The 15,324-nt window shown below is 35.4% G+C and carries 9 protein-coding genes; 7 read left to right on the forward strand and 2 right to left on the reverse strand.

From position 1 onward, the window contains the following. Positions 1-247 precede the first annotated feature (247 nt). The 6 genes from B7R65_RS21925 (at position 248) to B7R65_RS13560 (ending at position 11,998) form a co-directional block, all read left to right on the forward strand. Positions 248-8,986 carry a S8 family serine peptidase gene (locus B7R65_RS21925; RefSeq protein WP_088043327.1) on the forward strand — a complete coding sequence of 2,913 codons (8,739 nt, stop codon included), beginning with the start codon at positions 248-250 and terminating at the stop codon, positions 8,984-8,986. Positions 8,987-9,238: 252 nt separating this feature from the next. Then, positions 9,239-9,439, forward strand: coding sequence for a hypothetical protein (locus B7R65_RS21115; RefSeq protein ID WP_142288253.1), 201 nt, complete (start codon positions 9,239-9,241; stop codon positions 9,437-9,439). Positions 9,440-9,723: 284 nt separating this feature from the next. Beyond that, positions 9,724-10,242 carry a hypothetical protein gene (locus tag B7R65_RS13550; protein WP_088043328.1) on the forward strand — a complete coding sequence of 173 codons (519 nt, stop codon included), beginning with the start codon at positions 9,724-9,726 and terminating at the stop codon, positions 10,240-10,242. A gap of 221 nt (positions 10,243-10,463) precedes the next feature. After that, positions 10,464-10,664, forward strand: a complete 201-nt coding sequence (locus B7R65_RS13555) for a DUF6019 family protein (protein WP_088043329.1) — start codon at positions 10,464-10,466, stop codon at positions 10,662-10,664. Between the two features lie 533 nt (positions 10,665-11,197). Next, a complete protein-coding gene (locus B7R65_RS21820) occupies positions 11,198-11,374 on the forward strand; it encodes a hypothetical protein (protein ID WP_256941307.1) in 177 nt (58 codons plus the stop codon). Between the two features lie 21 nt (positions 11,375-11,395). Beyond that, the gene (locus tag B7R65_RS13560) at positions 11,396-11,998 is read left to right on the forward strand and encodes a VanZ family protein (protein ID WP_256941320.1); all 603 of its coding nucleotides are present in this window, start codon (positions 11,396-11,398) and stop codon (positions 11,996-11,998) included. 956 nt (positions 11,999-12,954) lie between these two features. On the opposite strand, the gene B7R65_RS13565 is transcribed toward B7R65_RS13560, so the two are convergent. Beyond that, positions 12,955-13,419: a hypothetical protein gene (locus B7R65_RS13565; RefSeq protein WP_088043330.1), complete on the reverse strand. Its 465-nt coding sequence runs from the start codon at positions 13,417-13,419 to the stop codon at positions 12,955-12,957. Between the two features lie 739 nt (positions 13,420-14,158). Here B7R65_RS13565 and B7R65_RS13570 point away from each other — a divergent pair. Next, positions 14,159-14,683 carry a hypothetical protein gene (locus B7R65_RS13570; RefSeq protein ID WP_088043331.1) on the forward strand — a complete coding sequence of 175 codons (525 nt, stop codon included), beginning with the start codon at positions 14,159-14,161 and terminating at the stop codon, positions 14,681-14,683. A gap of 180 nt (positions 14,684-14,863) precedes the next feature. Here the strand turns inward: B7R65_RS13570 and B7R65_RS13575 are convergent, their stop codons facing one another. Then, complete coding sequence (locus B7R65_RS13575) at positions 14,864-15,322, reverse strand: VOC family protein (protein WP_088043332.1); 459 nt, start codon at positions 15,320-15,322, stop codon at positions 14,864-14,866. Positions 15,323-15,324: the final 2 nt, after the last annotated feature.

Below are 15,324 nucleotides of genomic sequence, written 5' to 3' on the forward strand. Positions count from 1 at the left end.
CTGGATTCCTCGGATTCCTACAATCCCTTTAATTTCTACAAAATTTTCAATGTGAAATTCCCCCAATTTACTTTCCATTTATTGCCCAAGTATAATTTAATAGATTTTTATGAATATTCTTAAAAATAATATTTTCTTTTAAGATATTCATTAAAATTAACTGTTTTTATTAATTTAGAGAGGAGTAAATTTGGGGTATAAAGTACTTGCTATATCTAGACAAATGATGAAAGGATTTGAATACTGAATGAGGCATCGTAAACTAAACACGATGATCACGTCAATGTCGCTTTCAACTTTTATGATTTTAAGCAATACGGTTCCAGCGTTTGCCGTGACAGGCGAAACAGCGGGCACTATTCGTTCTAACGAAATAAGTAATCAAAGCAAATTTGACCTGAATCAGGCGCAACAATTACAAAACCTATATTTACAAAAGCTTCGGTTTGACCCGAAACTGCTAGATTCGTCAAACCAACTAGATTTAATTGTTGAATTTGAAGTTGATCCGATCCAAATCCAAATGATGAATCATCAAAAAAGTGGAACATCCGCGAGCGTTAGCACATTCTCAGATGATCAACAAGGTTCACCAGTTGTCACACTTGAAAGCGCTAAGGAAGCAGTCAATCAAACTCACAGTAACTTTAAGAGTTTCGTAAACAGTGAGTCTAAAACTTTGAAAGATGCTGGTGAAAGTAACTCTATTAAAATAGGAAGAGAGTATTCTCAAGTATTTAACGGCCTAGCAGTTAAACTGCCTAGTAAAGCGATTAATGATCTATTGGCACTTCCGTATGTAAAGAGCGTTTTTCAAAACGTAAAGTACGCTCCAATTCCTGCTTCTCAGTCGAGCGATGTTCTTAAAAGTAGTACAGGTGACGGTAAAGTTTCCGAAAAAGAGACGAACCCTAATTTATTACCTATTATTCGTTCGAACCGCAGTAAAGGTAAATCAACTAGCGAGTCTTCTAAAGTCACTGCTAGTTCACGAAATTCAATTAACCCGCTTACTAATCCTGTTGCAGGTCCAGGTCCAGAAGGGCCACAATCTGGTGAAACAGCCGTACTTGATTGGTTGAAAATTCACGATCTTCAAAATGAAAATATTACAGGGAAGGGCGTAAAAGTTGGAGTTATTGACACTGGACTCGACTACAATCACCCAGACCTATCTGGTGAATATCAAGGTGGGAAAGACTTTGTAGATAATGACAATGACCCGATGGAAACTGTCTATTCTGATTGGTTGGCAGCTAAGAATGCAAATGACAATCTTCCTTCTGATCAGAAAGATCCGAACTTCCCAACTGATTATCGTAATTATATTACTTCCCACGGAACTCACGTTGCCGGTACAATTGCAGGTCAATCACGTAACAATTCTCCATTTGCTGTAAGAGGTGTTGCACCTGATGTACAGTTATATGCTTATCGTGTGTTAGGTCCACATGGTGGGGCTGATGAGGATGTGATCAGAGGAATCGAGCAATCTTACACGGATGGGTGTAAAGTGATTAACCTATCACTTGGCTCACCAGTTAACGATTCGTTATCTTCAAGTGCGATTGCGATTAACAACATTACTGACCTTGGTGTAACCGCTGTTATTGCTGCTGGAAACTCTGGTCCAGCCGTTGGTACATTGGGAACTCCTGGCGCTGCTGCGAAGGCAATTACCGTTGGTGCGATTACATATCCGAAAGAAGTGCCATTATTTGATATCCATTCCTATGACGAGAATAAACAAGACTCATTTTCCAATATTAATACTCGCCTGGTTGGAAGAGATTTTTCAGAATCAAATACCAAACTTAGCGGATCGACTCAGTATGATATGGTGGATGCTGGATCCGGTACTCCTGAATGGTACGATTACCTTCAAAGTAAAAACATCAGTGTAGAAAATAAAGTAATTGTTGTTAGGCGTGGTGCTGCACCTGTCAACCAACTTATGATGTATGCTGCCGAAAACCATGTGAAAGCCATGATTTTGTGGAATCCAACCGACAATCCTGTACTTATTTTTGATGAACAAGGTTTCTATCCATATTATAATGGCGCATCTAATGGTACTGTCTACACTTTGCAAATAAGCAAGAATGACGGAACCAATTTCTATAATGCGTTTAAAAGCGGCACGATTAAAACGATTTCTGTTACAAATGCGGGTAACTATAAGATGTCGGGAAATACGCTTGCGGACTTTAGCTCGACAGGTCCAGTGACAGGTTCACTTGCAATCAAGCCCGACGTTGTTGCCCCAGGTGTGGATGTATACTCAACAGCGCCATATGATATTTGGGAGCCAGACAACACAGACTATTCGAAAAGTTATCAATTGATGTCAGGTACATCGATGGCGTCCCCACATGTTGCTGGTATGGCAGCATTAATTTTGTCAGCTCATCCGAACTATAAGCCAGAGGATGTGAAAGCTGTAATGATGCAAACTGCAGACCCGATTGATTCTGGGCACAGTTTATTTCAAATCGGTTCTGGTAAATCGGATCCTTATCAAGCTGTGCATACAGACATGTTATTCAAGGTAAAGGATTATATTCAATCTCGTTCGTCAACCGATGAGTCATCTAGCTCGAATATTATCAGCGTTGCCAATACAACCTCATCATTTTCGTTTGGTTATATTGCGCGCCAAGAGGACGGCTCTGTTTTGAAAACGGGCGACTTGTATATCACTAATAATGGTTCTTCTGCAAAAACATTTGACTCATCGAGCGTTTTCTTTAAGGATACATTAGTGAAAGACGGACAAGATGGTGGGGCTGAAGGCGCAAATATTAGTTTAAGTGAAGCTGCGTCACCAGCAACGACATTAACGTCATTCACTGTTCCATCAGGAGGGACAGTTCACCTAATCGCAAAATTCACTACGCCTGCAACAGCAGCAAGTGGATTCTATGAGGCATATATAAACTTTGTGAATTCAGAACGACCTACTGAAACTTATCGTATCCCTCTTGCAATTAATATTCAAAGTAGAGGGATTGATTTCAGAGTTGAAAGAAAAGCAATTACCCTTAGTGGAGATAAAAACTTTAATCCCAATACGTTTGCATTGACTCCTGTAGCCTATGCAGGTGTTCGAGTAAAAAGTCCGATTGACCCTACCTACGGTCTAAAGCTTTATGTAATGGATTTAGAAGGAAAAAACTATATCGGATTTATCGGTGCAATGAACTCGTCTTATTTTAGTTTAGGGAATTTAGCGACAGTTTCATTTTTGATGAATGGGACGTACAACCCGTATAGTAGTCCTATTTCCAAGGATGATCCTAGTCTTTCGTCAAAACTTACTCAACAATCGTCAAGATCAGTAGTAGCTGAAGAAGGTGGATATGTCATACAAGCACGTGCATTAGACGCTTCTACAGGCAAACTTTATGAAATTAACAGCACAGTTTATGTTGATAATACTCCTCCGACAGTTCAAATGGATCCAGGAAGCGTACCGGGCATTTATGAGATAGACCCTAATGGTCCTTTGACCGACGGAGCGTTAAAATGGTTCTCAGGAAAAGCTTACGACTCAAACGTTGACTATATGAAGAATGTTGGGCACGAAACATTAGTTCCAGCACCGCCTGTCTATGACACCGATACGAAAGTGAGCCAATCATTAGGTAAAATTGACGGAATGTTAGGCGACTCAAACTCTGCACCTTTTGTTAATTACACCTTGGGCATGAATGAAGACGGAACATTTAAATTTGGGATCTCTAAAGACGACATTTTGAATACAGATGCTGATCCTGAAAAAGAAAACTATGGGACACAGTTCAGAATTTACCCTGAGGATTATTCATATGCAGGTAATATTGAAACACAGGGAAAATATTATTACTTTGTTAAAAAAGGCAACGAGTATGTAGTGAACAGATTTGCACGACTTGAGACGCCAGGATCGACAACGTTAAATGGAATCGACCCTGCTTTCCTTATTGATAAAACATTAATTTCCAAAGATGATCAGTTTAAATCAACGTTATCCATTAAATATCCTAAAAATCTTGTAGGTGCGAAGTTCAATATCGACAAACTTCCGTTTGCTGAGATATTGGATATTGACTTTAGTGCACAATACAAAACATTTTTGGCATCCAAAGGTATTACTCCTGATAAAAGGTGGATTCATCAAAGCGAGGACATCAATGGTGATTTTATTTTTAATTTTGAAATCCCTACAGATGTTCAAGCCCAAGGTATATTGAATTCAGCTGATACAATGAGCAGTGGTGTTGAACAGGAAATGCCTCTCCTTGATATTAAATACAATGTTACGAACGACGCTGGATTTGATACGATGTGGCTTGTAGGATCTACGCTTGTTCCTGAAATCAAAACTTACAGCGATGGGAAGACTGGTATGGATCGTGTCCCAATTTTCCAAGATAAATTTCTTCACATTAAAGGCGGGGCTTATATAAGCGGAGGTATTAAACCTGAAGGATTCCAAAACCATCCGACAGCGCAGAATGCATATGGTCGAGCAACACCGATAACGGCTAATGAATCTGGCGTTGAGATTAAATTTGAAGACCCGAATACAGGGGGGATAACTACTGTATTACCAATTGCAGAAAACCCTGCAGAAAGCTCTACAAGTATGAATACAGGCATCGTTGAAAATGGTTTATTTGTTTCAAATCTTCCTATGCAAGCTGGTGATAAGCCATACAACATTATAATGAAAATGCCAGGACATTTCACCTACAATGGCACATTAGCTGTGAGTACTAGAGGACAATATAACTATTCAGCAGGAGGTAACTACACTGTTCCTAGTGGCGTAATGCTTGCGGGTGATGTGAACGGTGATGATGTGATCGATATGAGAGATATCGAAGCAGAATGTGCTGCTTACAATGCCTATGTTTCAGCACCGTCAACTTACACAAGAGAAGCTGATTTCAACTTTGACGGCGGAATTGATTATACTGATTTTGAATACATTGTCAAAAACTTTGGTAAAGTCAATTCAACTGCTCCGAATGCAGCAGCTTTAGCAGGAACGACTGCATTAACGACGAGTGAAGCGATATCATTAACTGGATTTACTACCTTACCAAGCGGTTCGAATCTCGCTGAGTTTAACAAAGTCGTAAAACCAGTACCGTATATGAGAACGAGTGATAGCACTGGCTTCGTAAATTACGGGAAAGTTAATCCGTTTCAATTATTTTCTGTGAGTTACAAAACGCCTGATGCGTTTAATGCTTCAACAGTTACGCAAATCGATAATGCGGATTGGAGAACTGCATTAGACGGGGCTGGTGGACAAATATTGATTGATGGAATTGACCGTAAAGCAGCTACGAATGTGTATAATGGCGTTTCCGGAAATTCAATTGTTAATAAAGTTGTTTCTGGCAAAGGACAATATGAGTTTGATCCATCGTTGTTCACAAAAGCCGGAGTTCACACGATTGTATTTAAAGCACCAGGCTATATGGATCGCTCGTTGAAATTTAGAATGCTCGATGGAGCTGGAAACTTCTTTACACTCCTTGCACCGAATAATAACAATACAATTGGAAAAGCATTAACGTTTAGTCGTGCAGATACAACAGGATCTACATCTGCTCACTATCGCGATATTTGGAAGCCAAATATTAAGTCAATCACTGTAACTGATCCAAACAATAATGTTGTAGAAAATTATACAGGAAATGAACTTGTTGCGATTTTTAACCAAGTGACACCAGCAAACGAAACAACTTTTAACTTTACAATCCCCGCAGGAGTTTTCTCGACGAGCGGTGATTGGAAAATCGTGATCACAGCAGATAATTTTAGTTCTTATAATATTACACAAAGAATCAATGCGTTTGCCGCTCCGACGTTAACAGCCGAATCAAATCGATATTTTAATGATAGCAATTCAAATCCGATTTCGATTGGTGTTGGAACTACAAACGATACACTAGCGTGGAGAGATGCGATTACAGCCGTGCAAATTGGCAGTACTACAATTGCGAAAGCGGATTTTGCAACTAAAAATATCAATGTAGGTGATCCTGGAACGCCTATAATGATTGATAAATCGTTAATTACAGTGCCAGGGAACATTAATATCAATGTAATCGCAACAAATTACCAAACATCGACAGTTAATCAACCTTTCTATAAGAAAGGGGTAACTCTTACAAAACCAACAGGTACAATCTATGCTGGAAAAGATCTTGTGATGACATTTACCCCTGGATCTACAGCATCTGATTGGATCAATGCAGTGGAGGCTAGTGGCAATATTAAATTTGCTACTGACATCAAGACAAGAGTTGACATTGATGAATCAGCGGGAACATTAAAGATTCCATATGATTTGGTAAGAACGGATGGTGACAGTGCAATTTCGAGAGATGTGATTGTGACTGCTCCTGGTTATGCAGACACTTTTTTAAATGTAACAATAACACCACAACCTGCGCCTACACTTACACTATCTGCGCCTGCAGGAACACCACAATATGGCGACACCATTACTTACACGATAAACGGTGATGATAATCCATTGTGGAGAAGTTCAGTGTTACTTGCATCAACTTCTGATCAAACAATCGACAATGGCGATGTGACAATTCAATTTGCATCAGTCAAACCATTTGTCACAACATCTTTTATAAATGGCAAAGGGATAATTACAATTGACGGTTACGCAACACAGTCGAATACAACAGCAGGAAATAAGACCGTTATGTTCCAATCGCCTTTCTTTGCACCAATAACAATAGCTCAACCATTTACTCAACGAACAGCACCAACCCCTACTTTGAAACCAAGTGGTGTTGGTAAGCCGGTCATCTTGACATTACCAAACAATGTAGAAAACATGAGATGGGCAACAGCTTTAACATCAGCTTCAGGTGATATTAAGGTGGGAGGAGTATCGATTAAAGCGGCTACGACGCTCTCGTCAGATGCAAACAATATAATGCTTACACTACCAGGTACGGCGTTTCCAACGACAGGAAATAGTACTATTACGTTGAAAGCGTATTGCTATCCTGATACGACCGTAACTCAAGTCATTAAGAGCAACTCGCCAGTGTTTGCTTCAAAAATTGCCTATATCCAAGAATCGACACCAATTATGATTAGCTATGAACCGGATTCAGCATGGCTTGCAGCAGCACCAGTTGTATCGATGAATGACACTGTCGTTGATCCGAGTAAATATGAGCTTTCAGATTCGAAGTTGACATTAGTTGACCGAACATTATTTAAAGAGCTAGGTGATTATAAGTTTACAATTTCCGCGCCTGGTTATATCGATTCTACATTTGATGTATTCGTTAGCGACGAGTTAGCACATTTGATCGCGGCAACAACTGACATAAATGGGTCGATTAATCCAAGTGGCTGGGTTTCAGTGAATGACGGGACAGATCAAACCTTCACGATTACACCTAAGATCGGTTATGAAATTGATACGTTGAAAGTTGACGGTGTAAATGCAACTGCAACAAATAACACCTACACGATGACGAATATAACGACCAATCATACGATCGATGTAACGTTCAAGATTCAGAAATTTACCGTTATTTTCGACAAACAAGATGGAAGCGTGGTCGAAAGTGAGACAGCAGATTATAATACGACGATAACTACTCCTCCAGCACCAACTAGACCGGGTTATGCATTCCTAGGTTGGTATCAAGATCCAGCAGGTAAAACAGCATGGAATTTTGAGTTGGAAAAAGTAACTGAGGATACTACAATTTACGCAAAATGGGCAACTGGAATAGAAAACCATGGGATTTATAACACGGATGTCATCATTAGTTTTAATGAAGCAACCGCTAAATTAGATGGAAAAGATTTCACAAGCGGTACGGCAGTAACAAGCGAAGGGAAGCACACTTTAGTGGTAACTGACGTGATTGGAAACACAACTATTGTTCAGTTTACCATTGATAAAACTTCACCAATTGTTACTAGCGTAAGCAACAATGGACTATACAATCATGATGTAAACATTGCATTTAATGAAGGAACAGCAACATTAAATGGTGATGCCATTACAAATGGGACGGTTGTAAGTAAAGAAGGAATCTATTCATTAATCGTAACGGATCAAGTTGGAAACAAAACTATGATGACATTTACGATTGATAAAACAGCACCGAACGTAACAGGTGTAAGCAACAATGGTCTATACAATCATGATGTCATCATTACTATTAATGAAGGAACAGCAAAATTAAATGGTGATACTATTTCAAATGGAACGGCTGTAAGTAAAGAAGGAATCTATTCATTAATCGTAACGGATCAAGCTGGAAACATTTCAAAGGTAACATTTACGATAGATAAAATAGCACCGCACGTAACAGGTGTAAGTAACAATGGTCTATACAACCATAATGTAACCGTTATATTCAAAGAAGGAACTGCAACATTAAATGGTGAGGGTATTACAAGTGGAACAGTTGTAAGTAAGGAAGGAACAAACACATTAATCGTAAAGGACCAAGCCGGAAACATAACAACACTGACATTTACGATAGATAAAACAGCTCCAGTAGTAACAGGTGTATCTAAAAATGGCCTTTACAATAAAGGAGTGACAATTAAATTTAATGAAGGAACAGCTACACTAAACGGCAAATTATTTAGAAGTGGAATTTCAGTGTTCTTAAATGGAACCTATACCTTATTGGTAAAGGACCGTGCTGGAAACACAACAACAGTGAAATTTACGATTGATACAAAAAGTCCAAAAGCACCAATTGTGGATAAAGTATCATCAAAAACGACAAAAGTTTCGGGGAAAGCTGAGTCAGGCTCTACAATTGTATTTAAAGTAGGCACAAAAATTATTGGAACTGGAAAAGCTGATAAATTTGGCAAATTCTCTGTTTCCATTTTAAAACAAAGGGCTGGCACAATCATTTACGGAACTGCGAAGGACAAAGCTGGAAATGTAAGTATTGCTACCAAAGTTTCTGTAAAAAAATAAGATAAATCGATTTAAAGTCAAAAGGCGTCCGAATGATTCCATTCGGACGCCTTTTTGATATGTAAATATTATCCCAAATAATTGATAAATACTAAGATTGAAAAAAATTATTATTTTTCAATGAGAAAGTAACGCATCATCATCACTAAATTATTTAAATATAAAAGGCAAATTTTAATTGGGAGAAAAAATAGCGAACTAACGTTAGATTTTTCGCATTGGAATGAGTTTCAACTGTCATTTTTAGAAAAAATGGTAAAACAACATATAAAAGATCAGGTGTCATTATACGATAAATTGTTAAAAGAACTGGAATCTTTTCAAAAACCTTATCAGTCATGGATATGTATACATGAAGAAGATACTGGTTCTGATGCAGTATATATACATACACCAAATCCAATTGATGATTACTTTACACATTTCCCTGAGGGTTTAAAATCGAATTGTTAAATTCCTTATTCAATTAGAGAACTTATAGATCAAAATAAATATAATGTAGGTTTTTACAAATCTGAATTCGAGGAGACTTATTTAATTCAGTCAAAAAAACATGGATTATCATTAAATTCTTATTGAACTAAAGAGAGCGTTAGTTGAACAACATCGAGTTACAATAGCAGCTTCTTTTTCATTTTAAAGTAATAAGAATGTTAGTAGTAGAAGGTGAACTAATTATTAATATTGAATAAAGTATTTGAATATATTTAGTAGGAAAATATTCGAAGGGTGAGTGCATGAAGAAATTATATATATTTTTATTATGCCTAATATTAGTGAGTTGTTCAGAAAAAACAGTAAAACCTTCTTCTCAGAAGTTTATCAATCATGTACCTTTTCCAAAATCAACAACTTTACAATATAAAGAAAAAATAGATGAGGGTACTATTTACTTATATAAAGATAAAAGTGGTTTCCGTCATGCATTTTCTTCTAATGATTTTAAAATTTGGTTTAACAGTGGAAATGGGGTAGTTAATCCCAAAGATGGATTTGACTGGACTATGAATAATGTGCCAGATGTACCCATTGTTACATTTGGAGGGGTTATCACCAGAGATGACATAGTAAAAGTGATGGTTAAACAAAAAACCATGGAAAAAGAGGCTAAGATTATTAAAACGAAACAAGGAGTAAGAGTGTGGTTTACAACTTTTAAAATCTTAGAAGACGCTGACAAAGGTAAACCAGACCAACTTAAAATAGAGGCATATTCAAGAGACGGAAAGTTAATTTGGAAAGATGGAGTTTATTGAATTAATGAGAGCGTTAGTTAAACGGTATGAGTAGCATATTCTTAATGAACTGACGCATGCGATAATTCGATAACTAGTGTTTTAAAGGATCTCTGAGTGCGCCCAATTAAGGGCGATTTTTTTATTTATAAATTATTTATCATATATTTTGGTAATTTAATTCAAATTTAATTTATAAAATGAAGTTGAATCAAGTGTCTAATGAATTGGAGAGGATATCGATGTATTTAGACCAAAGTGAGATGTTTTTTATTAATATTATTTTTTTGTTCATTTTTTTATTTACTTTATATTTTGTAATAAAGAAGGCTGTAAAACACGGAATCAACTCTTCTATGCTATTTACAGATGAACAAAGAGATCAACAGCATGAATTAGCTGTGAAAAAAGCAAATGAAAAATGGAATAATAATAACTCCTGAAGATATAGAGCGAGTCTATACTTACGCATGCGTTCTTTGAAGATCATTGAGTTGCTTTCGGCAGCTCTTTTCTTATTCAAGTAACTGGCAGTATATAGTTTAAGAAGGTAAACTCTTTTGAATAGCGAATTATATTATAGAAATGAAATTTAGTAAGGAGAATATGTAAAATGTTTACTAAGGATGATTGGTTATTAAATAAAATTAAAAATACTGAAAGTAAATTAGAGTTAATAAAAGTAATTTTGATGGGTATTATTGCTATTTGCTTATTGAAAATAGCTTTTTAATATATTCTCTTATTAAACTAACACATGCATTTGTTACATAACACTTGGAAGCTGATCATTCAACTCCTTTTCAATTAAGTGGCAGTTTAGTTCCACAAAGAAAAAGTTGGTTTTGACAAATATTCAAGACAAAACTAATATGGAGTAACTTAACAGGAATTTTCATATACCTGTTTTTTTTGAATTGATATTTTAGTAGCATAAGATTTATTGTAAATGATTTGTCGAAATTCAGGAGAGATTATGGAAGCGAAACTACGGAAAATTATCATTGTTGGAACCATTTTATATACAATTCTAATTTTATATTTTATATTCTTTGCTTTTAATAGATTAGATCATGCAAGCGGTGATTATGAATATGTATTTATGCTTGTTCCAGAAGGAGTTCCGCTTCAATTTCCAAAACCAACTTTTTAGTGGTTATATAACTTTGGAAACATTGCTGCTTTTATCCCTTTTGGAGTTGTAATTCCTCTGTTGTATCGTTCCAGTTTTAGGAAGTTCATATCCTTGATTGTCTTAACGATTCTTGTTTTGGAATCGCTGCAGGCTATAACTTATCTTTGCAGCTTTGATGTAGATGATGTTACATCCAATACATTAGGTGCAACGATAGGTTTTATCTCCTATAGAGTTGGATTTTCTTCAAAATTTTCTTATAAAAAGCTTATTGCTTCGGCTCTATCTAATGGTGTTCTTCTAGTTGGGGTAATAGTGGTCTCGGAAACTATCAATTATGTTGTAGCGACAAGAGAAAGCCCGATTCAAGTATTACACTATGTGAAAGAAAAGAATGGAACCATACCTATGACTGAAAATCTTCCAAGTATCACCGTAGTAGGCAAGAAAATAGAACCAAAAATGAATGTATATAACAGTGATGGGGATAAAAGCAAATCATACACTTACTTCTTGGGGAACAAGAAAGATGTCATACTCTATTCTTATTATGGCATTCCAGACAATGGTGATTTTAAGGGAGAAGTTACTATACTGGCAGATGGAAAAGCTGCAGTACATTGGGCATCGTTGGTCATATGAAGAGAAGAGAAGGGAAAAAACCTGGTACTTATTTGGTACCAGGTTTTTTTCTTTCATATTGTAAGTCATGATCAAAAATTGTTAATTTATGTCTAATCAACTCTATTAATTTATGAATATATTGATAGTGTACAAGCTTAAAAAAGAGGTGAAGATACTTGTTAGACAAAAGAAAAAAGAAACACAGAAGAGCATGTAATTGTACTTGTCCTCCGAAAATTCCAAGTGAGAATTGTATAGAGATATGCCTCTCAGATCTTAAGAGATGTCTTTCAGCTTGTAGGGGGATTCAATCATGTGAACAATTATGTTTGAGACAATTTGACTCTTGTCGACTACGTTGTTAATTTAGTATATGGGCATCATTGTTCATAAAGTGAAAAAGACTTGGGGCCTTCCATCCCAGGTCTTTTTTTCTTTAACCTTCTTTTGTGAGCGTTCTTGTCCAATCTAGCACCTGCTCAGTCGATAAAGTTTAATTCAGGCTATATCTACTCTTACTCCATAATATCGTACTAGTATCTTAGACTTTGATGATTTTATCAAAGAATGGATAATAAAAATGAAACGTGATGGCATTAAGCCTACCATTTTTCAAAATGGCAAAAATATGACACTGGTTGATGTGGATGAACTATTAGTAGACTTAAAAGATGAACTTGAAAATTATTAAACTAACGAGCACATTAGTTAAAGATGCTGTAACAAGCTTTGTATGTAAACCTTGCTCTACTAGGTGCATATATCAATAAGTGGAAGTTCAACTATCCCAAGTGTTGTATTTAAACTACGCATAATCGTGTGCATGTTCTTTGTCACTCATTGTTCAACTACCTAAATGGAATGGTAATAAAATCCCCACTCTACAACTATATGGTTGAAGTGGGGATTTTTATTTGTACGGTCATAGAATAATTCTTTCATCTCGCAGAAAGTAGGGGATAGTTATTCAAGGTTTATTTTGCTAATTGATGTAACAGTTTTTCGTGTTCGCGAAAATGTTTATTAGCTTGATGAAGCGATTCTTCCGCTGCATTATTCATATTCGTTTCACCTGTTTCTTTTGCATAATACAAGAAACGATACACTTCGGATTTGTAAATAAAGGCTTCTTGGTATTCTTTTAATGCAAGATTCACTTCAGCACTCTTCGCTTTAAATTGTTCCGTCTTCCAAATTAATTCATCGTTTTCTTCGAGTATGGCGATTAATGTACGAAGAGCGAGTTTTTGTTCATTTTGGTTAACGACTTCGTTTTCGTAACGTGCTTCAAGTTCGATCTGTGTTTTCTTCCATCCATTTACCAGCTGGATATAGGAAGAAACTTCTCTTTTTTCATCAAATTGGTCAACTAACCGAAACAACACGTCGACGGCTAAAATGACCAGTAAGATCAGACTAAGCATTTTCCATTTATTCAACCGAATCCCTCCTGTTCAGAAAACAGATTTTAATGCAAAATGATAAAAAAGTGATTAATACATACTATTTTACTTTCGGTTAAAAATGAAAATATGTTAGAAAGACATGCTAAGAAGGCTGGCTTTTCTTGCGAAAAAAACAGTAAATATACGACTATGGGCATTTTCTTCTACTCTACTAAAATAAACATAAATAAAGATAAGGAAATGAGCACGAAAAGAAAAAGTATTTTGGTTCTTTTTTTTTGTTAATCCGACTATGAGTTGGAAATCCGATACTTTAGCAGGGGTTAGTACAAGTTATGACATTTTAATGGATTATTAAAAAAAAGACTATGTTGTGTCTAAAGATAATTATGATCGAATTAACATCTGAATTGTGGACAAGAAAGACAAGGGATTTAGAAATTCCTGATCAATTAATCAAGAATACTGCTTTTTTAGATAAGCTAGATAAAGAACCAAAAAGTAGGTCAATAAGAATCACCTATACCAAAAGATCTTTAATAGTTTTGAAAATAGAAGAATTAAAGAAATAAGAATTTAATGTTTTTTTCTCTATAAATTTGTATTTCTTATTCAACTAACGCAATTGATATTTGTGGATCACGAGTTGCTTATTGCAACTCTTTTTTTATTGTATTTAGGATTATGTAGTTAAAAAAGAAATGTTATAATTTATTTCAAATAAATATACTATTTAGGAGATAAAGTAGTTTTATAGTGAGGTTAAATATTAGTGGCGAAATTAAAGATCAATCATTTCAATAAAAAGGTGTTCTTACCTTTTTTTATTATATTTTCTATTGCGATTGGTATTTTTGGTTGGTATGAAATCTATCAACATTATTTTTCAGATCGTGGAATTGTTCAACAAAATTGGAATATCGATATAGAAAAGCCTCTTAAATCAAAAATAATCATAGATGAACTCGGAGGTTTGGGTTTAGATGGAGAACTCTATACACAGTACAAATATGAAAAAGAAACTATAAAAAAATTAGAAAAGAAACCATATTGGATTAAAGTTACAAACAATAATATCAAAAGTGTTAATCAAAAAGTCACTGACTTTACTGGCTTATTTATAGAATATGACATCCATGCTAAGGAAAATAAACGTATCCTTTTAAGACATCAAATCATACTAAACAACAGCTGTTATTACTACATTAAACAAAATAAAGAAATACAAGGTGAATATGCAATTTTTATACTGAATCCAATAAAGAATCAACTTTATTTACTTGAATATTACTTATAGCCCATTATAACTATTAATATCACATAGTAATTATTGATGTAAAATAAATTACCTTATTAAACTAACCCATGCGTTAGTTTAATCTTTCACCATTTTACTTTTACAGAGCCTATATAAAAAACCACCTATTTTTATAATTAGGTGGTAATTAAATTCATATTGTGTAAATTACTCAATTAGTTAATTCTCTTTTTGATGTCCTCTTTTTACTGCTTCTTCTGATAGTGCTGTGAAAATTTGAAAGGTAACACCGAATTTGTCAGTTACAATGGCGTAGGCTGGACTAAAATGAACTTGTTGCAATGGCATAACCACATGACCTTCTTCCTTCAGCAATTTGTAAAAGCTATGGGATTTCTCAATTTCATTAGTAGTAATACAGATATTAACATTGTTCCCGTTTCGATAAGTCATACTGGGAAACATGTCAGCAATCATGATATTTGTCTCACCGATTTTTATTATTGCATGTGATACTAAATCCTTTAAATTTTCTGGTAGGGGGGATTTAGGATCTTCTGGTGCATCTCCGAATGTTTGACTAAATAAAAGTTTTGCATCTAGAGCTTCCCTGTAAAAATCAATAGCTTCCTTTGCGTTTCCATTCATCATCAAAAATGAATTTAATTGTACTGTCATTG

Source organism: Bacillus sp. EAC, from assembly GCF_002156875.1.
GTDB lineage: Bacteria > Bacillota > Bacilli > Bacillales > Bacillaceae_G > Gottfriedia.